Below are 22039 nucleotides of genomic sequence, written 5' to 3' on the forward strand. Positions count from 1 at the left end.
AATCACTTACTTGAGTAAGCTCATCGGGATTAATGAGCCTCATCCCTGAGGCTCACCCTGCGGGCAGCATAAATGCTGTTCAAATCGGTTCCCGACCGATTTGTCTCTCGCTTGCCGCCTTCCTGCAACTCGAATTATTTAGGGTATAAGGAGGGGAGAAGGGGGTTAGCTCGGATTGACCGGAACCACGTTTTCACTTGGGTAGCAGCCCAATACTTTTAATGACCGGGTTATCGGCGTGAGATCTGCCAGCGCTTTTTGCATGGATTCAGAACGCAAGTTAGCCTGTACATCGATATAAAACATCTCTTCCCACGGATTGCCATTTATTGGCCGAGATTCAAGCTTCGTCATGATGATACCGTGATCTCTTAGCACTAATAGCGCTTCAACCAATGCCCCGGACTGTTGACCCGTTGCCATAATTAAGGTGGTTTTGGCCGGTATTTGCTCGGAAACATCAATAGCTTTACGGGCCAGCACGATGAAGCGTGTGATGTTTTGCTGCTGATTCGCCAGATTATGTTCCAACACCTGCAAATTATAAAGCGCGCCGCCAGCTTCGCTGCCTAATGCTGCGGCTGTCGGCGATTTCATTTGTGCCACTTTCTCCATTGCCGCCGCAGTGCTTTCGCAATACTCGATTTTCCAGTGCGGGAAACGGTTAATGAATTGGCTGCACTGCTGGAAAGGCTGTGGATGACTGTAGACGGTTTTAATTTGGCTCAGATCAGTTTCAGTCGCGACCAGTACACAGTGATCAATCGGATTGGTTATCTCACCGACAATCGACAAGCTGGTGTGTTGCAGTAAGTCATACACATCATTGATAGAACCTGAGCTGGTATTCTCTATGGGTAATACGGCGTAATCGGCTTGCCCGGTTTCTACTTGGGTAAAAATGTCCTGGAATTTCTGACAACCGCATTCAATCAGTTGTTCAAAATGGCGTGCAGCATACTGGCGTGCAGCCAGATGTGAATAGGAACCTTTCGGGCCAAGGAAAGCGATACGGGCAGAGTGCAGCGAGGTTTGATTAAGCTGATGCTGCAATAGGGCTTGCTGGGTTAAAACTGAATCTTCAATAATCAGTTGGAACAAGCGAGTGATATAGAATCCATCGAGATCATAAGGCTTGGCTGCAGTGATGAGCGCATCCAGCAAATCACGTTCGCGCTCTTTATCGCGAATCGGGCGGTGATGAAGTTGTTTGGCTTTAGCCACATCCACCGCCAGTTCACGCCGCTCTGCCAGCAACGCCAGCAGTTTTAAGTCTAATGCGCTGATACGTTCACGTAGCACCAGCAATGGATTCTCGGTCATAGGGATTCGCCTTATTATCATCCTGAATCATATATACATAAAAAAAGCCTCCCGTTTGGGAGGCTTTGTTGTTCGTCTTCGCATTCTTTATCACACGACGAAACGCCTCCCAATCAGGGGAAGGTAAAAAAGAATGCGAAGAAAAACACTTTATTAATCATCGTTACCGGTTACCTGTTGTACTCGTGAGCTACATTCAGTGAGCGGCCACGAGAATAAAATCTAAAGAAAGTCAGTTCTAAAAATAAACTGACTCTAAACTAACCGCCAGCCTGAATTGCTGTCAATAAAAAACGCGCCCAAAGGCGCGTTAGATCCGAAATGAGATGGATTGACCGGCTATTGTTCCTGCTCGGATTCTTCTTCCTCTACATCTACTGACTCCAGATTAGCTTCTTTAACACTGCTTGCTGCACGACGTGCTTCACCTTTGTGCTGAACTTTATTTAATTGACGTTCTAGTTTGGTGATCAGTTCATTAATTGCAGCATACATATCGTCATGTTTGGCACTGGCAACCAAGGGGCCCATTGGTGTACTGATTGTGGCGTCTGCAACGAATCCTTGCGGATCTTTAGACAGTACAATATGTGGGTTTATCAACTGGGCCTGCCATTTATCCAGTTTGGTTAGACGGTCTTCAACGTGCTGGCGAATTGCTGGGGTAATATCCATTTGCTTACTGGTAATGTTGACTGTCATATGACTTACCTCTCTGGTCTACTCCGTCTTGGATAACTTCAGCATACCTCTCTTCACGGTAAAATGTATGATCATGATCACTTTTTTTTGTCACTTTTTGCAAAGGTCATGGGAAGTGTGATTTAACCTCAGGAATAGCTGTTGAGGGCTTGAATCATTGGTTAGAATGCCGCATTATCGATGGGTTATATCGCCTGCATATAGTTAGATATGGCGGCATTTTTGCGTTTCGATAAGATATCAGCGCGATAGCCTTATCAACATCAATCGCCTGGATTTATGCTGATAAGGCAGGATTGAAAACGGCAGCCTAAGCTGCCGTTTGTTATTTTGTCGTTCCAAACAATATCAGGCTGGGTTGGCCGCAATTATTTTGGCAACTTTGTCAGCCTCTGCATTCAGTTGCAACTGCTTATAAGCATTTTCCATCAATGGCAACGCGTCATGGGTTGCCTGAGTATCAGGATAATCTCTCAACATTTGCTCGACACGGTTAACTACCGCGACGTAAGCGCCTCGTTTAGTGTAATATTGCGCCACGGCCAATTCATGCTTGGCCAGACGATTTTTCAGGAACACCAAGCGTTTTTGCGCGTCAGTTGCGTATTGGCTGTTCGGGTAGCTTTGAATCAACTGGTTAAAATCGCGGAATGCGGCTTTAGCATGTTGCGGATCGCGGTCTGAACGATCAATCCCGAAGAAGCCTTGCAATGCGCTGTCATCCAGAGCCATGTCAGTCAAACCACGCATATATAATACGTAATCGATGTTAGGATGTGTGGGATTGAGGCGCATAAAGCGATCGATTGAGGCTTGCGCCAACGGCAGATCAGCAGATTTATAATACGCATAAATCAAATCAAGCTGAACTTGTTGGGAGTAAGGCCCGAAAGGATAGCGGTTATCTAACGCTTCTAGTTGCGTAATGGCTCCCTTAAAGTTACCGTCCTGCAGTTTTTGCTGAGCGGTAGCATAGAGCTCAGAAGGCGGGTTATCGGGAACCACGTCCTTGTTACTGGAGCAACCGGTCAGCACCAGGCTCAACGTGGCGGCAGCCACCAGATATTTCATACGCGTCATGACGTTTTGATTATCCTCGAAGTGTTATTCCGGGAGACTGTCCGTTAAGCTCCCGATAAAGATCTAGATACAATAGCACATTATATTAAACGGCATCGCCGTCAAAACCCAACGTTAACGAACAAGAAGCTGCATATGGCACAACAAGTACAACTCAGCGCAACGGTGGCCGAATCACAACTCGGTCAACGGTTAGATCAGGCTTTGGCCGAATTGTTCCCTGATTATTCAAGATCTCGCATAAAAGAGTGGATCTTGGAAGACAAAGTCACGGTAAACGGCAAAACAATTAACAAGCCTAAAGAAAAAGTGTTGGGTGGTGAGCTCGTCGCAATTGACGCGCAAATTGAGGAAGATGCCCGTTGGGCGCCTCAAGAAATCCCACTGGATATCGTCTATGAAGATAGCGATATTCTGGTTATTAATAAACCCCGCGGTTTAGTTGTTCATCCGGGGGCGGGTAATCCAGATGGCACCGTTCTGAATGCGCTGCTCTATTATTATCCGGAAATCATGGATGTCCCACGCGCGGGTATCGTGCATCGCCTGGATAAAGACACCACAGGCTTGATGGTGGTGGCGAAAACCGTTCCGGCACAGACTCGTTTGGTGGAAGCGCTGCAAGCGCGCGAAATTACCCGTGAATACGAAGCGGTGGCAATCGGCAATATGACCGCCGGTGGCAGAGTTGACGAGCCAATTTCTCGCCACTCTACCAAGCGCACGCATATGGCGGTGCATCCAATGGGCAAACCGGCAACAACCCATTACCGTATTATGGAGCATTTCCGTGCTCACACCCGCCTGCGCCTGCGTCTGGAGACGGGCCGTACGCACCAGATCCGTGTGCATATATCGCATATCAACCATCCGCTGGTAGGGGATCAACTCTACGGTGGTCGCCCGCGCCCGCCAAAAGGGGCTTCTGATTCCTTTATCTCAATTCTGCGCGGTTTTGACCGTCAGGCGCTGCATGCAACTATGTTGCGTTTGTATCACCCAATCAGTGGCATTCAAATGGAATGGCACGCAGCATTACCAGAAGATATGGTTGAGCTGATTAATGCGCTGAAAGCCGATACTGAAGAATTCAAAGATCAGATGGATTGGTAATGAACACGCTGATACTCCCCAACTGGCCAATGCCTGCCACTGTTAAGGCATGTAGTACCACCCGTTATGGGGGGATCAGCGAATTTCCATATGATTCATTAAATCTTGGCACCCATGTCGGGGATATTGCCACCCGTGTGGTTGCAAATCGTCAATCTTTAGTGGAACAAGCGGGATTACCGCAAATGCCTGTTTGGTTAGAGCAGGTACACGGCACTCGTGTCTTGCATCTTAGCGGCCAGACTATTTCTGATGTACAAGCCGATGCGGTCTATAGCCGCGTTGCGGGGCAAGTTTGTGCGGTAATGACCGCAGATTGCTTGCCAGTGCTGTTTTGTTCTCTGGCTGGTGATGAAGTGGCAGCCGCTCATGCTGGCTGGCGTGGTTTATGTGCAGGTGTGCTTGAACAGACGCTGGCGCAGTTCAGCGCACGTCCTTCGTCTATTATTGCCTGGTTGGGGCCAGCTATTGGCCCGCAGCAGTTTGAAGTGGGTGAAGAGGTTAAACAGGCATTTATCCAAATCGACGCACAATCCACGGCTGCGTTCACCCCTTCCGGCTCTAAATATCTCGCCGACATCTATTTATTAGCTCGACTGCGGCTACAGGCTGCGGGGATTCACGCTATATATGGCGGGGATCGCTGTACTGTGAGTGAAAAACAGCAATTCTTCTCTTATCGGCGCGATGGAATGACCGGGCGTATGGCAAGTTTAGTCTGGCTGATATAACCTATTGAATTAGGACGATCCGCTGACGCATAACGTTTTACTTTAAATATAGTGTCGAAATAACCTTGAAAATTTGAGGGATGACCTCATCTAATCTCCAGTAGCAATTTTGACCAATATTGGAGGTGTTATGCGTCTGGATCGTCTTACTAGCAAATTCCAGCTTGCCCTCGCCGATGCCCAATCTTTAGCGCTTGGGCGCGACAACCAATTTATTGAACCGTTACATCTGATGAGCGCACTGCTCAATCAGGATGGGGGGACGGTTCGCCCATTGTTGGCCTCGGCGGGTATTAATGTCGCCAGTTTGCGCAGCGATATTGAGCAAGCATTAGGTCGTCTTCCACAAGTTGAAGGGACTGGCGGTGATGTTCAGCCATCAAATGAGCTAGTCCGTGTATTGAATCTTTGCGACAAATTAGCGCAAAAACGTGCAGATAAATTTATTTCGTCAGAACTGTTTGTTCTGGCCGTACTTGAGGATCGTGGCACCTTAACTGATATGTTAAAGGCCGCAGGTGCAACAACTAACATAATAGATAAGGCCATAGAGAATATGCGTGGTGGTGACAAAGTTGATGACCAAGGTGCTGAAGACCAGCGCCAGGCATTGAAAAAATTCACTATCGACCTGACTGAGCGGGCGGAGCAAGGCAAGCTCGATCCGGTTATTGGCCGTGACGAAGAGATTCGCCGTACTATTCAGGTACTACAGCGCCGGACTAAAAATAACCCGGTGTTAATTGGTGAACCTGGTGTTGGTAAAACAGCCATTGTTGAAGGTCTGGCGCAACGAATCGTGAATGGTGAAGTGCCAGAAGGCCTGAAGCATAAACGTGTGCTGTCATTAGATATGGGCTCACTGATTGCCGGTGCGAAGTATCGCGGTGAGTTCGAGGAGCGCTTGAAAGGCGTGTTGAATGATTTATCAAAACAAGAAGGTAGTGTGATCTTGTTCATTGATGAATTGCATACGATGGTCGGTGCCGGGAAAGGCGACGGGGCGATGGATGCCGGCAACATGCTGAAACCTGCCTTAGCCCGCGGTGAATTGCATTGCGTGGGTGCCACAACCCTTGATGAGTACCGTCAATATATAGAGAAGGATGCGGCGCTAGAGCGGCGTTTCCAGAAAGTGTATGTGGCGGAGCCAACGGTTGAAGACACTATCGCCATTTTGCGTGGGCTGAAAGAGCGCTATGAACTGCATCACCATGTGCAGATAACTGACCCGGCAATTGTGGCTGCGGCAACGCTATCGCACCGTTATATCTCGGATCGTCAGTTACCGGATAAAGCTATCGACCTTATTGACGAGGCCGGTTCTAGTATCCGTATGCAGATGGATTCAAAACCGGAATCATTGGATCGCCTGGAGCGGCGGATTATCCAATTGAAACTGGAACAGCAAGCGTTGAGTAAAGAATCCGATGACGCCAGTAAAAAACGGCTGGAAATGCTCAATACCGAATTAGAGCAGAAAGAGCGTGAGTACTCTGAACTGGAAGAAGAGTGGAAAGCTGAAAAAGCCTCACTGACTGGGACTCAGAATATTAAGACTGAGTTGGAACAGGCCAAAATTACCTTAGAACAGGCTCGACGTGTGGGTGACTTGGCTCGGATGTCAGAACTTCAGTACGGTAAAATCCCTGAGTTGGAAAAACAGCTAGCGGCAGCCAATGCGCTGGAAGGGAAAACCATGAAGTTGCTGCGCAATCGTGTCACTGAGGTTGAGATTGCTGATGTCCTGGCGCGCTGGACGGGTATTCCGGTATCACGCATGCTGGAAAGTGAGCGCGATAAATTGCTGCGCATGGAACAGGATCTACATAAACGCGTGATTGGGCAGGATGAAGCGGTTGAAGCCGTATCCAATGCTATCCGCCGTAGTCGTGCTGGGTTATCAGATCCGAACCGCCCAATTGGTTCCTTCTTATTCTTAGGGCCAACAGGGGTTGGTAAAACTGAATTATGTAAAGCATTGGCCACGTTCTTGTTCGACAGCGACGATGCCATGGTGCGTATTGATATGTCAGAGTTTATGGAGAAACATTCCGTATCTCGGCTGGTTGGTGCACCTCCAGGCTACGTGGGTTATGAAGAAGGCGGTTACCTGACAGAAGCGGTGCGCCGTCGCCCTTATTCTGTCATTTTGCTGGATGAGGTAGAAAAAGCGCATCCGGATGTATTCAACATTCTTTTACAGGTGTTGGATGACGGGCGTTTGACTGACGGGCAGGGTAGAACAGTCGACTTCCGTAATACGGTGGTCATCATGACCTCTAACCTCGGTTCTGATCTGATTCAGGAACGTTTCGGTGAAAGAAGTTATGGCGAAATGAAGGAAATGGTGATGGAAGTTGTCACTCACCACTTCCGCCCTGAATTTATCAACCGTATAGATGAGGTTGTTGTCTTCCATCCACTGGGCCGAGCGCATCTGGCTTCAATTGCCAGTATCCAACTGGAGCGCCTGTACAAACGGCTGGAAGAGCGTGGCTATCAGGTCACTATCACTCAGCCTGCGTTGGAGTTCTTGGGTGAGACTGGTTTCGATCCTGTTTATGGTGCGCGGCCATTGAAACGCGCAATCCAGCAGGAAATCGAGAATCCACTGGCGCAACAGATACTTTCCGGCAAATTAATACCGGGAGTCCCTGTTACGCTTGATGTGGAAAATGGGCATATCATTGCCAAACAGTAATGGTAAATCCTTGAGGGGGCGAGAAATCGTCCCCTTTTTGTTGTCTTTTTCACCGCATTTCGTGTTTTTGCCGCATTAGTGAGCGGTTGAAAAGTTTTTTGAAATTAGGGGTTGCAGGCTGCCAGGAACTCCCTATAATGCGCCTCCACTGACCGGGAACAACGAAACACACTTCGCCGGGTCAGGAAAAGAAATGATTGAGTTTGACTTCGAAAGAAACCAAATAAACTCTTGACTCTTCAGCGGGAAAGCGTATTATCTGCCTCCCGCGTTACCGTAAGATTCGCCGCAAGGCAAACGGGTAACGAACGCTCTTTAACAATTTATCAGACAATCTGTGTGGGCACTCGCAAGACGATATCGACGCCTGTTTCGGCAGGCAGAAGAAATATCAAAGTCTTGAAGAGTGACCAAAGCAGTACACATTTGAACTTCGGTTCGAATGCATATTTGCAGAAAGTAATCTTTGAGCATCGCTATGTTAACTCATAGCAAATCAAACAAATCTTAAATTGAAGAGTTTGATCATGGCTCAGATTGAACGCTGGCGGCAGGCCTAACACATGCAAGTCGAGCGGCAGCGGGAAGTAGTTTACTACTTTGCCGGCGAGCGGCGGACGGGTGAGTAATGTCTGGGAAACTGCCTGATGGAGGGGGATAACTACTGGAAACGGTAGCTAATACCGCATAACCTCGCAAGAGCAAAGTGGGGGACCTTCGGGCCTCACGCCATCGGATGTGCCCAGATGGGATTAGCTAGTAGGTGGGGTAATGGCTCACCTAGGCGACGATCCCTAGCTGGTCTGAGAGGATGACCAGCCACACTGGAACTGAGACACGGTCCAGACTCCTACGGGAGGCAGCAGTGGGGAATATTGCACAATGGGCGCAAGCCTGATGCAGCCATGCCGCGTGTGTGAAGAAGGCCTTCGGGTTGTAAAGCACTTTCAGCGAGGAGGAAGGCAGTCGTGTTAATAGCACGATTGATTGACGTTACTCGCAGAAGAAGCACCGGCTAACTCCGTGCCAGCAGCCGCGGTAATACGGAGGGTGCAAGCGTTAATCGGAATTACTGGGCGTAAAGCGCACGCAGGCGGTTTGTTAAGTCAGATGTGAAATCCCCGCGCTTAACGTGGGAACTGCATTTGAAACTGGCAAGCTAGAGTCTTGTAGAGGGGGGTAGAATTCCAGGTGTAGCGGTGAAATGCGTAGAGATCTGGAGGAATACCGGTGGCGAAGGCGGCCCCCTGGACAAAGACTGACGCTCAGGTGCGAAAGCGTGGGGAGCAAACAGGATTAGATACCCTGGTAGTCCACGCTGTAAACGATGTCGACTTGGAGGTTGTGCCCTTGAGGCGTGGCTTCCGGAGCTAACGCGTTAAGTCGACCGCCTGGGGAGTACGGCCGCAAGGTTAAAACTCAAATGAATTGACGGGGGCCCGCACAAGCGGTGGAGCATGTGGTTTAATTCGATGCAACGCGAAGAACCTTACCTACTCTTGACATCCACGGAATTTAGCAGAGATGCTTTAGTGCCTTCGGGAACCGTGAGACAGGTGCTGCATGGCTGTCGTCAGCTCGTGTTGTGAAATGTTGGGTTAAGTCCCGCAACGAGCGCAACCCTTATCCTTTGTTGCCAGCACGTAATGGTGGGAACTCAAGGGAGACTGCCGGTGACAAACCGGAGGAAGGTGGGGATGACGTCAAGTCATCATGGCCCTTACGAGTAGGGCTACACACGTGCTACAATGGCAGATACAAAGTGAAGCGAACTCGCGAGAGCAAGCGGACCACATAAAGTCTGTCGTAGTCCGGATTGGAGTCTGCAACTCGACTCCATGAAGTCGGAATCGCTAGTAATCGTAGATCAGAATGCTACGGTGAATACGTTCCCGGGCCTTGTACACACCGCCCGTCACACCATGGGAGTGGGTTGCAAAAGAAGTAGGTAGCTTAACCTTCGGGAGGGCGCTTACCACTTTGTGATTCATGACTGGGGTGAAGTCGTAACAAGGTAACCGTAGGGGAACCTGCGGTTGGATCACCTCCTTACCTAACGATACGCATTGCGTAGTGTCCACACAGATTGTCTGATGAATGTAAATGAGCAAGAGCACCTGTTGATGAGGGTGATGATTGTGTAATAAGACCTCGGCATCGAGTTTTTACTGCATCAGTCGTTCGAATGTGTCACCACATTCTCACCTTTACACAAAAATACTGAATCCATGATTCAGTAGCAATTTTTGTGTCCCCATCGTCTAGAGGCCTAGGACACTGCCCTTTCACGGCTGTAACAGGGGTTCGAATCCCCTTGGGGACGCCACTCCGATAATGTGTGAAAGACATTATCAACTGAATATCTTAAAGATGACTTTAACAAGTCGTGTTTAAGATATTGCTCTTTAACAATCTGGAACAAGCTGAAAATTGAAACAATACAGCTGAAACTTATCTCTCCGTAGAGGTACTGAGATAAGGATTACCCTGTATTAGAGTCTCTCAAATAATCGCAATGCCAATGTGTATTCTGATGAAGAGAGTCGCGTGAGCTAAGTGAAGGCAAGGCGTACGGCACAGAGGAAGCGGAGTGAACTGCATGTTCATGAGCATTCCGAGTACCGCACAACGCTGTATTCACGACGCGCAACCGACTTGAACATAAGAAACATTTTTGGGTTGTGAGGTTAAGCGACTAAGCGTACACGGTGGATGCCTAGGCAGTCAGAGGCGATGAAGGGCGTGCTAATCTGCGAAAAGCGTCGGTAAGGTGATATGAACCGTTATAACCGACGATACCCGAATGGGGAAACCCAGTGCAATTCGTTGCACTATTGCATGGTGAATACATAGCCATGCAAGGCGAACCGGGGGAACTGAAACATCTAAGTACCCCGAGGAAAAGAAATCAACCGAGATTCCCCCAGTAGCGGCGAGCGAACGGGGAAGAGCCCAGAGTCTGAATCAGTTTGTGTGTTAGTGGAAGCGTCTGGAAAGTCGCACGGTACAGGGTGATAGTCCCGTACACCAAAACACGCATTCTGTGAACTCGATGAGTAGGGCGGGACACGTGACATCCTGTCTGAATATGGGGGGACCATCCTCCAAGGCTAAATACTCCTGACTGACCGATAGTGAACCAGTACCGTGAGGGAAAGGCGAAAAGAACCCCGGCGAGGGGAGTGAAATAGAACCTGAAACCGTGTACGTACAAGCAGTGGGAGCCTACTAGTTGGGTGACTGCGTACCTTTTGTATAATGGGTCAGCGACTTATATTTTGTAGCAAGGTTAACCGAATAGGGGAGCCGTAGGGAAACCGAGTCTTAACTGGGCGTCTAGTTGCAAGGTATAGACCCGAAACCCGGTGATCTAGCCATGGGCAGGTTGAAGGTTGGGTAACACTAACTGGAGGACCGAACCGACTAATGTTGAAAAATTAGCGGATGACTTGTGGCTGGGGGTGAAAGGCCAATCAAACCGGGAGATAGCTGGTTCTCCCCGAAAGCTATTTAGGTAGCGCCTCGTGAACTCATCTTCGGGGGTAGAGCACTGTTTCGGCTAGGGGGTCATCCCGACTTACCAAACCGATGCAAACTCCGAATACCGAAGAATGTTATCACGGGAGACACACGGCGGGTGCTAACGTCCGTCGTGAAGAGGGAAACAACCCAGACCGCCAGCTAAGGTCCCAAAGTCATGGTTAAGTGGGAAACGATGTGGGAAGGCACAGACAGCCAGGATGTTGGCTTAGAAGCAGCCATCATTTAAAGAAAGCGTAATAGCTCACTGGTCGAGTCGGCCTGCGCGGAAGATGTAACGGGGCTAAACCATGCACCGAAGCTGCGGCAGCGACGCTTAGGCGTTGTTGGGTAGGGGAGCGTTCTGTAAGCCGTTGAAGGTGACCTGTGAGGGTTGCTGGAGGTATCAGAAGTGCGAATGCTGACATAAGTAACGATAATGCGGGTGAAAAACCCGCACGCCGGAAGACCAAGGGTTCCTGTCCAACGTTAATCGGGGCAGGGTGAGTCGACCCCTAAGGCGAGGCCGAAAGGCGTAGTCGATGGGAAACAGGTTAATATTCCTGTACTTGGTGTTACTGCGAAGGGGGACGGAGAAGGCTAGGCTAGCCGGGCGACGGTTGTCCCGGTTTAAGCATGTAGGCGGAGCGACTTGGTAAATCCGGTTGCTTATCAACGCTGAGGTGTGATGACGAGTCACTACGGTGATGAAGTAGTTGATGCCAAGCTTCCAGGAAAAGCCTCTAAGCATCAGGTAACATTAAATCGTACCCCAAACCGACACAGGTGGTCAGGTAGAGAATACTCAGGCGCTTGAGAGAACTCGGGTGAAGGAACTAGGCAAAATGGTGCCGTAACTTCGGGAGAAGGCACGCTGGCGTTAGGTAATGGGACTTGCTCCCGGCGCCGAAGCCAGTCGCAGATACCAGCTGGCTGCAACTGTTTAATAAAAACACAGCACTGTGCAAACACGAAAGTGGACGTATACGGTGTGACGCCTGCCCGGTGCTGGAAGGTTAATTGATGGGGTCAGCCGCAAGGCGAAGCTCTTGATCGAAGCCCCAGTAAACGGCGGCCGTAACTATAACGGTCCTAAGGTAGCGAAATTCCTTGTCGGGTAAGTTCCGACCTGCACGAATGGCGTAATGATGGCCAGGCTGTCTCCACCCGAGACTCAGTGAAATTGAACTCGCTGTGAAGATGCAGTGTACCCGCGGCAAGACGGAAAGACCCCGTGAACCTTTACTATAGCTTGACACTGAACATTGAGCCTTGATGTGTAGGATAGGTGGGAGGCATTGAAGTGTGGACGCCAGTCTGCATGGAGCCAACCTTGAAATACCACCCTTTAATGTTTGATGTTCTAACTCGGCCCCATAATCTGGGGTGAGGACAGTGTCTGGTGGGTAGTTTGACTGGGGCGGTCTCCTCCCAAAGAGTAACGGAGGAGCACGAAGGTTAGCTAATCACGGTCGGACATCGTGAGGTTAGTGCAAAGGCATAAGCTAGCTTGACTGCGAGAGTGACGGCTCGAGCAGGTACGAAAGTAGGTCTTAGTGATCCGGTGGTTCTGAATGGAAGGGCCATCGCTCAACGGATAAAAGGTACTCCGGGGATAACAGGCTGATACCGCCCAAGAGTTCATATCGACGGCGGTGTTTGGCACCTCGATGTCGGCTCATCACATCCTGGGGCTGAAGTAGGTCCCAAGGGTATGGCTGTTCGCCATTTAAAGTGGTACGCGAGCTGGGTTTAGAACGTCGTGAGACAGTTCGGTCCCTATCTGCCGTGGGCGTTGGAAGATTGAGAGGGGCTGCTCCTAGTACGAGAGGACCGGAGTGGACGAATCACTGGTGTTCGGGTTGTCATGCCAATGGCATTGCCCGGTAGCTAAATTCGGAAGAGATAACCGCTGAAAGCATCTAAGCGGGAAACTTGCCTCGAGATGAGTCTTCCCTGGGGCTTTAAGCCCCCTGAAGGAACGTTTAAGACTAAGACGTTGATAGGCTGGGTGTGTAAGTGCAGCGATGCATTGAGCTAACCAGTACTAATGATCCGTGAGGCTTAACCTTACAACACCAAAGGTGTTTTGTGTTTGAGAGAGATTTTCAGCGAAGTTCCGAGATTGGATTGGCTGGCTGTGCAGGGAACTGTGTAGCGGGTTAATTAAAACAGAATTTGCCTGGCGGCCATAGCACGGTGGCACCACCTGAACCCATGCCGAACTCAGAAGTGAAACGCCGTAGCGCCGATGGTAGTGTGGGGTCTCCCCATGCGAGAGTAGGACACTGCCAGGCATCAAACACGCGTTATCAGAGTGACATCTGGTAAACGGACAAAATCGCCATGAGCGGTTTTGCACAGCGAGGAGCGCTGGTCCTGTAAAGGATAAGTATCAGGAAGATACACGTAAAAGAATCGGTGGAGCGGTAGTTCAGTTGGTTAGAATACCTGCCTGTCACGCAGGGGGTCGCGGGTTCGAGCCCCGTCCGTTCCGCCACTTATTGCAAATCCCTGGATCATAGATCCAGGGATTTTTGCATTACATTTTTTAAAAATCTTCGATCTACCAGATGTATTCTCCGATAAAGATCCATTATCACTCTCTTACTACAATATTCATGCCCAAGACTTTTACCCTTAGTATGATTTCATTTCTAATTTTACTGGTGGTTAGTTAGTACAGGTTTAAATAAAGAGAGTGATTTGGTCCTGTCCAAAGTAGCCAAGATACAGGTGGAAATGTGAGGATATGGGCTTATCATCGGGGTATTAGGCCCCCTGGCTGAGGGCTTAATGTTATGCGGGTTCTTTACGGCAAATTAATAATGTATGCCCAATACCAAGACCATCAATATCTTTCTCAACATAGAATCCAGCAGCGGATAAGCATTGGTAAAAAATATCTGAATGATAGAAGCGACTATTCCCGTTAGCCATACATGTAAAATAAAGGGATGAAGCATTTAGACTAAACGCACCTGCTTCGAATTGTTGTCTATCCCAGAAAATCTCCATAATGCATACGTAGCTATCGGGTTTCATCGCGCGGTGAATAAGCTTTAGAATATGTACAATTCTTTCTTCGCTGAAACAGTCTAGAAATTGGCTCATCCACCAAACATCGGCTTCCCTAGGTAATTTATCTGCCAGTAACAGATCTACGGGATACGAACTAATACGATCGCTATAACCTTTGCTTTTGACGTTCTCGTTGGCTAAGACTAACTGTTGTGGCAAATCCAGCAATGTTATTTTCACATCAGGGTCATAGGCCGCACACTGTAAAGCCCACTTACCAGTATTGGCACCAATGTCATATATATGTTTTGGTTCAAGATCAAAAATAGTTTTGAGCGCAAGTTGGAATGCATTATCAGAATAAAAGTGGTCAAAGGCGAACCAACTTTCACGGGCGGCAGTAGGTAGTTCACTCAGGGCAGGATAAATCGTAGGCCATTCACCAAACACGGATAGTCCAGCGGGTTTGCCTGTCGCCAGGGCTTCTTTTAAATTAAATAATCCTTGGTAACAAACGTCCTGTGTGAAGTCCATATTTACGCGGGTCATTTGATCATGCAATAAGTAGTGGCCGACCTTGCCCAAATAAAATCGCTTCTCCTGCTGGTAGAGGATATTGCCACTAAGTCCCATATCAAGCAGAATGCTGATTGCGTATCGACTTAGTGGGCTATTAGCTTCAAGTTCATCCAGCGTAATGCCCTTTTTACCTGATTCATCTAATGCGGCTAGAATGCCTGATTCCCTCAGGTTAAGCGCTGCTTGAAATAGCATAGGGGCAAAAGCTATTTTCTGAGCTTCAGTGATTGCCGCTAAAGCACTCATTTTGTCTTTATCATATCCGTAGCGCAAACTTACGTCCTCGTAATTCAGCTAATAGCTCACCATTCAGTGTTACTTACAGAGAATAGTGAGCATGAATTTCAAACAACTATTTGTTATATAACGTTTTTATGGTGGTTACCGATTCAACTGAATCTGAATGTCTTTATTCAAGTTAGCGATCCAACGATTATATTTTGAATGTATCTTTCCATTTTTGGCATCCATATTAGTACTGCCAATATATTTCATTTGATAATAATTAGCATTATAACTAATTTTAATTTCAACGGTGTGGCCGCGATTTATTAGTTTTCCGTTAATCACACCCTCAGAGGCAGGCATCATTACCCAACCACGATTTATCCCACCCGCTATAATTGCTTTTTGTACTTCTGATGTTGTGTGACTCCCGATTACTGTTTGACTCACGTTTTGGATAGGTGTTGTACTTGAACATCCAGCAATAAATACAAACCCGATTAAAAGTGCTTTGAATAGTTTCATGGTGATCCAGTTAATAGTTTTTATGTTAGTCCACAAGAGGGATGACGAAATTTTATTGTACAGCAAAGATAAAATACTCTGACTTACTCTAATACACAATGTTCATATGTTTACTTATTTTACCTATATTTAGTTTTCTTTAAATAAATGTAAAATCCATACTGTAATTTCTTCCCATTACATGTTCTTAGTTTTAGATAAATTAACTAAGAGTTTTGCTAAAGAATTTTAAAATAATGCCGATATATAAAATATTTTTCTTTTTAATTTTTTAATATTCCACGGGTTAGTGGCAGATATTTCAATAAATACTTAATGAATAAAGTTTTTAAATGCTTTTTGTCTAAAAATAGAATAAATTATCTCGCTTTGCTACTTGGGAAGTTCTGATATTGTGGCTCATTCATTAAATGTATTGAACTGGTGTGCTTTAGCTCCTGGTATGGAATCGCAGGAGCATTGGCATGTCTGGGCGCGTGAGGGTGAACTCCGCACTCGATGGCAGGGGGACTTACCCAAGTCAGCGCATATACCGATGATGTCAGCCAGGAGAATGAGCTCTGGGAGCCGCCTGGCAGTGGATGCAGGGCTTTCGATATTACAGAAGGCAACCGCTGATATGGCGATATTTACCAGTCGTCATGGAGAGTTAGAACGGACGTATAAGATATTGCAGTCTCTCCATTATCAGCAGGATATTTCGCCAACAGATTTTGCTATGTCAGTGCATAATACTGCCTCTGGATGGTTAACGATCACTGCAAACGATACAATGCCGGTGACGTCAGTTGCGGCTGGAATCGACAGCTTTCAGCAAGGTATTGTCGAAGCCATGGGGATGCTCGCTTGCGGTGCTGAACGTGTGTTACTGGTCGATTTTGACGGAGTTATGCCTGATTTCTATCATTCTCAGACTTCTCCAATAGGGTTACCTTATGCCTTGGCATTACTGTTATCTACCGGTGATGATTTACGGTGTGAATGTACTCCTGCGGTGAATGTTAATAATTCTGAATTACCTCAAGGGCTTAATTTCCTACGTCATTGGTTAAGTGAAAAATCTTCTTTCATTATACAAGGCTTACATAATAATTGGTACTGGAGTCAATGATGGACCGTTCCCTTGCAGTACTAACAGTGTCTCAACCTTCTTCTTGGTTAAATCGAGCATGGCGAGTGGTTGCAACCGGTTTTTGCTTTGCGCTTTTTGGTTTAGGAGGGCTGATATTATCTATTTTATGGTTCTCATCTCTTCGTCTAATGGTTCGTTCTGAAGTGGTACGCAACCAGATCACCCAGCAGAGTATTCGTTATAGTTTTCAGCTGTTCCTGCGTATAGCCAGATTTCTCGGTGTTTTTGATTATCAAATAGAAAATAATGAACTGTTGTCTGAAGACTCAGGGTGCCTGATTGTTGCTAACCATCCAAGTTTACTAGATTATGTACTGCTGGCCGCACATATGCCAAAGTGTGATTGTATTGTTAAAGAAGCATTGCTAAATAATATATTTGTTTCTGGCGTCATTAAGGCTGCCGGTTATTTGGTTAATGCTGAGTCAGATAAATTATTAGCGCACTGTAAGGCGCGTTTAGAACGTGGTGGTAGCATTCTTATATTTCCTGAAGGGACCAGAACGACTGCGGGCTGTGGGCTGAGTTTACAGCGAGGCGCTGCAAATATTGCATTACATAGTGGCTGTGATATTCGTGTTGTATATATTGATTGCAATCCACCGATGCTGACGAAAGAACTTAAATGGTATAATATTCCGCCGGTAAAACCTCAGTTTAATATTATTGTTGAAAATAAAATCAATAGTAATGACTTTATTCACGATAGTGACTTGTCGTTAGCGCTTGCTGCAAGACGACTCACTAAGTATTTAACCTGTGCACTGATGCCTGAATCTAAGAGAAAGAGTTAATGGAATTACTGAGTAGTGAGATTAAACAGCTAATTATTGATGCCCTAAATCTGGAAGGAATGTCAGTGGATGATATTGATTCACAGGCAGCATTATTTGGTGATGGTTTAGGTCTGGATTCAATCGATGCGCTAGAACTTGGATTAGCACTAAAAAACCGGTATAGCGTTGTACTTTCTGCGGAGAGTAAAGATATGCGACAGCACTTTTATTCGGTAGAAACGCTTGCGAAATTTATTTCTGAGCAGCGTAACTAACAGGATTTTATAATAATGGAAAAACAAGAAATATATCAGCATGTTACATCTCTTTTGGTTAAGCTTTTTGAAATTAATGAAGCTGATATTAAACCAGAGTCACGGCTCTATGAAGAATTAGAATTGGACAGTATTGATGCAGTCGATCTGGTTGTACATTTGCAGAAAGCAACGGGCAAAAAGATAATGCCGGAAATGTTCAAATCCGTTCGAACTGTCCAAGATATTGTCGATGCTGTCGATAATTTATTAAACACCCAGTCATAAACGGTGAAATCAGGTGACCGCTAATCAAAAAGATTTATTCATTAGTCGCCTGACTGTTTTGCTCAAAATTTCCACGGTTATTGCACTAACGGCCTATCCACTTGCGGTATGGTTTGGTTTGGCGCGCTGGGGAATGCAGGTATTAGCACCAATATTGTTGGTGATGTTCACATTGCGGCTTTTTGTCGTGCGCAGCAAGATTAAACAGCAACTTTGGCTAGGTAAAGCGTTAGCACTCGCTGGTATTACTCTGTCTTTGGCAAGTTGGTTTTTAGGGAAGGCACAGTGGTTGCTATTTTATCCGGTGGTAGTAAACCTCCTTTTACTGACGCTGTTTACTTATTCTTTGTTTTGCCCCCCAGCCATTATTGAAAGATTGGCAAGGCTGACTGAGCCTGAGTTGTCACCTCACGCAGTGGCTTATACCCGAAAAGTGACACAGGTATGGTGTGGTTTTTTTGCAGTAAATGGCACGATTGCGCTGGCGACCTGTTTGTACGGCAATATGCATTTATGGGTTTTATATAACGGCGGCGTGAGCTATTTACTTATTGGTTCTTTGATGGGTCTGGAATGGATAATCAGGAAAAGAGTTCAACCACAATAAATCTGCCCATGGCGAATTGGCTGGATCATTCTCGCGATGATGCTTTAGTTATCGCTATTTGCGGTACCAAGGTTATCACCTTGAATCAATTCAGGTGTGATGTTGCCTGTCTATCTCATAAAATGGCTATTTCACCTAATGAGCGCTGGGCGCTGTGTTTTGAAAACAGTTATTGGTTTACCGTCGCATTGCTGGCTACGCTGTATTGCCAAAGAACACCGGTTATTTTCGGTCATTTGCGTGAAGCGGTGCTCAAAGAGCAACAGCATGAGTTCGATGGAATTCTGACAGACCAATTACTGAATCTTGATTGCCCGAACATCACGCTAGCTGGTCATGTATCTATTGATACAACTTATCCTCCACTGCCTGACTGGTCTTCCAATGGTTCATTGATCCTTTTCACGTCGGGTTCTACTGGCGCGCCCAAGGCCGTCGTCAAATCGGTTGCGAGTCTGGACATTGAAAGCCAATGGCTAGCTGCGCAATGGGAACCGTACTTTGATAGCAATAAGCATCTATTATTCGTTGCCTCTGTTTCTCATCAGCATTTGTATGGGCTGACTTTTCGGATATTTTTGCCTCTTTCGTTGGGTATTCCCTTTCAGGCTGAGTTGGTTAGTTACCATGAGCAACTCCAGTTACTGTCTGAATTTTGCTCACCTATCTTTATTAGCAGCCCTGCATTTTTGAAGCGACTAGACACGAAGTTACGGCCAGTTTTGTGTCAACAGATCTTTTCTGCTGGCGGCCCGCTTAATTTTCACGAGGCCCAATCTACCCTGAATGCTCTAGGCATATTACCAATCGAGATTTATGGTGCGACCGAAACCGGCCTTCTCGCTTATCGCCAGCAGTTACAACCGCAACAAGCGTGGCAATTTTTTGTGGGTGTCACTCTGGATATCAATAGCGACAATACTTTTACCGTTTATTCAGCCCTGATACCTGAGTCAACGGGAGTGCCAATGAGCGATATTATTGAGCTGTCTGATAACGGACAGTATTTTCATTTGATGGGGCGTCAAGATCGCATCGTTAAAATAGAAGAAAAGCGTGTTTCGCTCACGGAAATAGAACAACGACTCATTTCACTGCCTGATATTGCAGATGCAACGGTATTGGTCTTAACCCAAAACGAAAGAGTGAATATCGCCGCAGTTGTGGTGTTAACTGACGCCGGAGAAGCTCATTTTTCTGCGGTACCAATGGGGGTTTTTGCGCATTATTTGCGTAGTGCTTTACGCCATTGGCTTGAGCCGGTCTCGCTTCCTCGCCGTTTACGTGTGATTGATGTTATACCGGTGAACCCGCAGGGAAAGCGTGATTATGCACGGCTACAGGAGTTATTTTTATGATGTTACCCGTTGTCATCAGTCAGCAAGTAACAGGCGATCACACTGCTAATATCGATCTCTTATTACCTGCTGATTTGTTGTGGTTTAGAGGTCATTTCCCTAACTGTCCAATATTACCTGGCGTGGCCCAAATTAATTGGGTTATTCACTTTTCCAATCAGTTATTAGGTCCATTGCCGGTGGTAAAAAGCATTGATGTCGTCAAATTCCAGCGGCCTCTTATGCCGGAAAACAATGTGACATTAGTGCTTAATTGGGAACATATGAATCATAAACTGATATTTAAATACCTTGTCCACGGCGAAATAACGGCCAGTAGTGGAAAGATAACCTTATGTCAGTAACCGCTTTCACGCCGTGCGTGGTTATCCCCTGTTTCAATCATGGTCACACCATGATGCACGTTTTATCTCAGCTCGCAGTGTACCAACTTCCTTGTCTGATAATCGATGATGGTAGTGATATTTATACCGCAAATGAGTTAACGCGCCTGGCGGCGAAATATCCTTGGGTGAGGTTGATAATACACCCCGAAAATCAGGGGAAGGGCCATGCGGTACTGAATGGATTGGCAATAGCGCAAGAGCAGGGTTACAGCCACGGTTTGCAAGTTGATGCAGATGGTCAGCATCAGCTATCGGATATCCCGATCATGCTGGCAGAAGCGGAAAAACATCCCCATTGCCTAATCTCAGGGCGGCCGGTTTATGATAAGTCAGTGCCGAAGGCGAGGCTTTATGGCCGCTATATCACGCATTTTTGGGTATGGATTGAAACCTTATCTTTATCGCTGAAGGACAGCATGTGCGGTTTTCGTGTTTATCCCATTGCGGAAACACTGGCTTTAGCTGCTCATCACCCATTGGGCGTGCGGATGGATTTTGATACTGAAGTGATGGTGAGATTATATTGGCGGGGGACGGAGAGCCGTTTCTTGCCAACACGAGTCACTTATCCTGAAGAAGGTATTTCGCATTTTGATGCATTGTACGACAATTTGCGTATTTCCTGGATGCACACACGCTTGTTTTTTGGCATGTTGCCGCGTATTCCTGCGTTACTGAAACGTAACTTGCAAAAGCCCGAACACCACTGGTCTCAAACGAAAGAACGTCGTGGGGTGTGGGGAATGCGTTTAATGTTACGCAGTTACAAAGTGTTGGGGCGTACTGCTTTTAATCTGATGTTATACCCCGTTATAGGCTATTTTTGGCTCACCGGCCAGCGTCAACGTCAGGCGTCAAACTGCTATTTACAACGGCTGACCACTTTCGCTAAGCAGCGAAATCATCCCTTACCGGCATCTTTAAACAGTTTTCGCCATTTCATGCGATTCGGTGAGTCTATGCTCGATAAATTGGCGAGCTGGCAAGGGGATCTTGTGGTTGGCAAAAATGTGGTTTTGGTCGGTCGTGAACGCTGTGAAGCGCAAATTTCCAGCCGTCAGGGGGCGCTAATTCTGGCATCACATCTAGGGGATATTGAGTCTTGTCGTGCTTTAGCTGAGTTATCTGGCGGTGTGAAAGTGAATGCATTGGTCTTCACCCATCACGCGGCCCGTTTTAATCAGATAATGCAGGAGATTAATCCAAACGCATTGATTAACCTCATTCAGGTGACATCCATTGGGCCGGATACCGCCATTTTATTGCGACAAAAGCTGGATGAAGGTGAATGGGTGGCGATTGTCGGTGACAGGACCTCAGCCAGCCCTTATCAACGAGATAACCAGCCCAGAGTCATCTGGAGTTCATTTTTAGGTCACCCTGCGCCATTCCCTGTCGGGCCTTTTGCCTTGGCTTGTGCATTACGTTGTCCGGTATTTTTGATGTTCGGTTTAAGGCTCTCCGAACAACGGCGGCAGGCTGCGTCCATTGGTCCCTGTGACCAGGTATCTTCTGCCCGATTGCATGTTTATTTCGAGCCTTTCGCCGATCCATTGGTCTTACCGCGAGCAGATCGTCAGTTCGCTCTGCAACAGGCGGTGGATCGTTATGCCGCCCGTCTGGAGTATTACAGTTTATTAGCGCCACTTGACTGGTTTAATTTTTATGATTTTTGGCACTTAAACGATGAAAAGCCAAACCAAGGAAATCCGTGAC

At 47.0% G+C, this 22039-nt stretch carries 16 protein-coding genes, 2 tRNA genes, 3 rRNA genes and 1 other annotated feature; of the genes, 16 read left to right on the forward strand and 5 right to left on the reverse strand.

The features are described 5' to 3' along the window. Positions 1–165 precede the first annotated feature (165 nt). From pheA to bamD, 3 genes are all read right to left on the reverse strand, one after another. Positions 166–1323: a bifunctional chorismate mutase/prephenate dehydratase gene (gene pheA, locus AT01_RS16625; RefSeq protein WP_042547930.1), complete on the reverse strand. Its 1158-nt coding sequence runs from the start codon at positions 1321–1323 to the stop codon at positions 166–168. Between the two features lie 37 nt (positions 1324–1360). Continuing rightward, positions 1361–1485, reverse strand: a sequence feature (Phe leader region). 177 nt (positions 1486–1662) lie between these two features. Further along, entirely contained in the window at positions 1663–2025 is a 363-nt protein-coding gene (gene raiA, locus AT01_RS16630; RefSeq protein ID WP_004705522.1) for a ribosome-associated translation inhibitor RaiA, read from the reverse strand. Between the two features lie 348 nt (positions 2026–2373). Further along, positions 2374–3105 (reverse strand): outer membrane protein assembly factor BamD, encoded by a 732-nt coding sequence (gene bamD, locus AT01_RS16635; RefSeq protein WP_042547931.1) that lies wholly within the window; start codon positions 3103–3105, stop codon positions 2374–2376. A gap of 135 nt (positions 3106–3240) precedes the next feature. Between bamD and rluD the strand changes: the two genes are divergently transcribed. From rluD to AT01_RS16675, 8 genes are all read left to right on the forward strand, one after another. Next, the gene (gene rluD / locus AT01_RS16640) at positions 3241–4218 is read left to right on the forward strand and encodes a 23S rRNA pseudouridine(1911/1915/1917) synthase RluD (RefSeq protein WP_042547932.1); all 978 of its coding nucleotides are present in this window, start codon (positions 3241–3243) and stop codon (positions 4216–4218) included. Then, positions 4218–4949, forward strand: a complete 732-nt coding sequence (gene yfiH / locus AT01_RS16645; protein WP_042547933.1) for a purine nucleoside phosphorylase YfiH — start codon at positions 4218–4220, stop codon at positions 4947–4949. The genes rluD and yfiH overlap by 1 nt, the downstream gene beginning before the upstream one ends. Before the next feature lie 130 nt (positions 4950–5079). Then, a complete protein-coding gene (gene clpB, locus AT01_RS16650) occupies positions 5080–7653 on the forward strand; it encodes an ATP-dependent chaperone ClpB (RefSeq protein ID WP_042547934.1) in 2574 nt (857 codons plus the stop codon). Positions 7654–8162: 509 nt separating this feature from the next. Beyond that, positions 8163–9705: ribosomal RNA gene (locus AT01_RS16655) — 16S ribosomal RNA — on the forward strand. A gap of 198 nt (positions 9706–9903) precedes the next feature. Next, positions 9904–9979 (forward strand) — tRNA-Glu (locus tag AT01_RS16660). Between the two features lie 359 nt (positions 9980–10338). Further along, positions 10339–13244 (forward strand): 23S ribosomal RNA (locus AT01_RS16665). Positions 13245–13353: 109 nt separating this feature from the next. Beyond that, positions 13354–13469 (forward strand): 5S ribosomal RNA (gene rrf, locus AT01_RS16670). The 16S, 23S and 5S rRNA genes sit together here with 2 tRNA genes alongside, the layout of an rRNA operon. 126 nt (positions 13470–13595) lie before the next feature. Next, a tRNA-Asp gene (locus AT01_RS16675) sits at positions 13596–13672 on the forward strand. Between the two features lie 299 nt (positions 13673–13971). On the opposite strand, the gene AT01_RS16680 is transcribed toward AT01_RS16675, so the two are convergent. Beyond that, positions 13972–15045, reverse strand: a complete 1074-nt coding sequence (locus AT01_RS16680; protein WP_042547935.1) for a methyltransferase — start codon at positions 15043–15045, stop codon at positions 13972–13974. Positions 15046–15153: 108 nt separating this feature from the next. After that, complete coding sequence (locus AT01_RS16685) at positions 15154–15522, reverse strand: hypothetical protein (protein WP_042547936.1); 369 nt, start codon at positions 15520–15522, stop codon at positions 15154–15156. 394 nt (positions 15523–15916) lie between these two features. Between AT01_RS16685 and AT01_RS16690 the strand changes: the two genes are divergently transcribed. Genes AT01_RS16690 through AT01_RS16725 form a run of 8 tightly spaced genes read left to right on the forward strand, consistent with a single transcriptional unit; the run spans position 15917 to position 22038 of the window. Continuing rightward, a complete protein-coding gene (locus AT01_RS16690) occupies positions 15917–16633 on the forward strand; it encodes a beta-ketoacyl synthase chain length factor (RefSeq protein WP_082039636.1) in 717 nt (238 codons plus the stop codon). Further along, positions 16633–17448 (forward strand): lysophospholipid acyltransferase family protein, encoded by an 816-nt coding sequence (locus AT01_RS16695; protein WP_042547938.1) that lies wholly within the window; start codon positions 16633–16635, stop codon positions 17446–17448. Before AT01_RS16690 ends, AT01_RS16695 begins: the two co-directional genes overlap by 1 nt. Beyond that, positions 17448–17705, forward strand: a complete 258-nt coding sequence (locus AT01_RS16700; protein WP_042547939.1) for a phosphopantetheine-binding protein — start codon at positions 17448–17450, stop codon at positions 17703–17705. Before AT01_RS16695 ends, AT01_RS16700 begins: the two co-directional genes overlap by 1 nt. A 15-nt stretch (positions 17706–17720) precedes the next feature. Continuing rightward, positions 17721–17972, forward strand: coding sequence for an acyl carrier protein (locus AT01_RS16705; RefSeq protein WP_042547940.1), 252 nt, complete (start codon positions 17721–17723; stop codon positions 17970–17972). Positions 17973–17985: 13 nt separating this feature from the next. Next, a complete protein-coding gene (locus AT01_RS16710; protein ID WP_042547941.1) occupies positions 17986–18579 on the forward strand; it encodes a COG4648 family protein in 594 nt (197 codons plus the stop codon). Next, positions 18546–19937 carry an AMP-binding protein gene (locus AT01_RS16715; protein WP_042547942.1) on the forward strand — a complete coding sequence of 464 codons (1392 nt, stop codon included), beginning with the start codon at positions 18546–18548 and terminating at the stop codon, positions 19935–19937. The genes AT01_RS16710 and AT01_RS16715 overlap by 34 nt, the downstream gene beginning before the upstream one ends. Beyond that, entirely contained in the window at positions 19934–20281 is a 348-nt protein-coding gene (locus AT01_RS16720; protein WP_042547943.1) for an ApeI family dehydratase, read from the forward strand. Before AT01_RS16715 ends, AT01_RS16720 begins: the two co-directional genes overlap by 4 nt. Further along, positions 20272–22038, forward strand: a complete 1767-nt coding sequence (locus tag AT01_RS16725; protein WP_042547944.1) for a glycosyltransferase family 2 protein — start codon at positions 20272–20274, stop codon at positions 22036–22038. Before AT01_RS16720 ends, AT01_RS16725 begins: the two co-directional genes overlap by 10 nt. Position 22039: the final 1 nt, after the last annotated feature.

Origin of the sequence: Yersinia aldovae 670-83, from assembly GCF_000834395.1 — a bacterium.
Taxonomy (GTDB): domain Bacteria; phylum Pseudomonadota; class Gammaproteobacteria; order Enterobacterales; family Enterobacteriaceae; genus Yersinia; species Yersinia aldovae.

What these genes read in the sequence shown, in the direction of transcription:
- pheA (WP_042547930.1), bottom strand. Translation starts at nt 1,323, where the DNA reads ATGACCGAGAATCCATTGCTGGTGCTACGTGAACGTATCAGCGCATTA.
- raiA (WP_004705522.1), bottom strand. Translation starts at nt 2,025, where the DNA reads ATGACAGTCAACATTACCAGTAAGCAAATGGATATTACCCCAGCAATT.
- bamD (WP_042547931.1), bottom strand. Translation starts at nt 3,105, where the DNA reads ATGACGCGTATGAAATATCTGGTGGCTGCCGCCACGTTGAGCCTGGTG.
- rluD (WP_042547932.1), top strand. Translation starts at nt 3,241, where the DNA reads ATGGCACAACAAGTACAACTCAGCGCAACGGTGGCCGAATCACAACTC.
- yfiH (WP_042547933.1), top strand. Translation starts at nt 4,218, where the DNA reads ATGAACACGCTGATACTCCCCAACTGGCCAATGCCTGCCACTGTTAAG.
- clpB (WP_042547934.1), top strand. Translation starts at nt 5,080, where the DNA reads ATGCGTCTGGATCGTCTTACTAGCAAATTCCAGCTTGCCCTCGCCGAT.
- AT01_RS16685 (WP_042547936.1), bottom strand. Translation starts at nt 15,522, where the DNA reads ATGAAACTATTCAAAGCACTTTTAATCGGGTTTGTATTTATTGCTGGA.
- AT01_RS16695 (WP_042547938.1), top strand. Translation starts at nt 16,633, where the DNA reads ATGGACCGTTCCCTTGCAGTACTAACAGTGTCTCAACCTTCTTCTTGG.
- AT01_RS16700 (WP_042547939.1), top strand. Translation starts at nt 17,448, where the DNA reads ATGGAATTACTGAGTAGTGAGATTAAACAGCTAATTATTGATGCCCTA.
- AT01_RS16705 (WP_042547940.1), top strand. Translation starts at nt 17,721, where the DNA reads ATGGAAAAACAAGAAATATATCAGCATGTTACATCTCTTTTGGTTAAG.
- AT01_RS16715 (WP_042547942.1), top strand. Translation starts at nt 18,546, where the DNA reads ATGGATAATCAGGAAAAGAGTTCAACCACAATAAATCTGCCCATGGCG.
- AT01_RS16720 (WP_042547943.1), top strand. Translation starts at nt 19,934, where the DNA reads ATGATGTTACCCGTTGTCATCAGTCAGCAAGTAACAGGCGATCACACT.
- AT01_RS16725 (WP_042547944.1), top strand. Translation starts at nt 20,272, where the DNA reads ATGTCAGTAACCGCTTTCACGCCGTGCGTGGTTATCCCCTGTTTCAAT.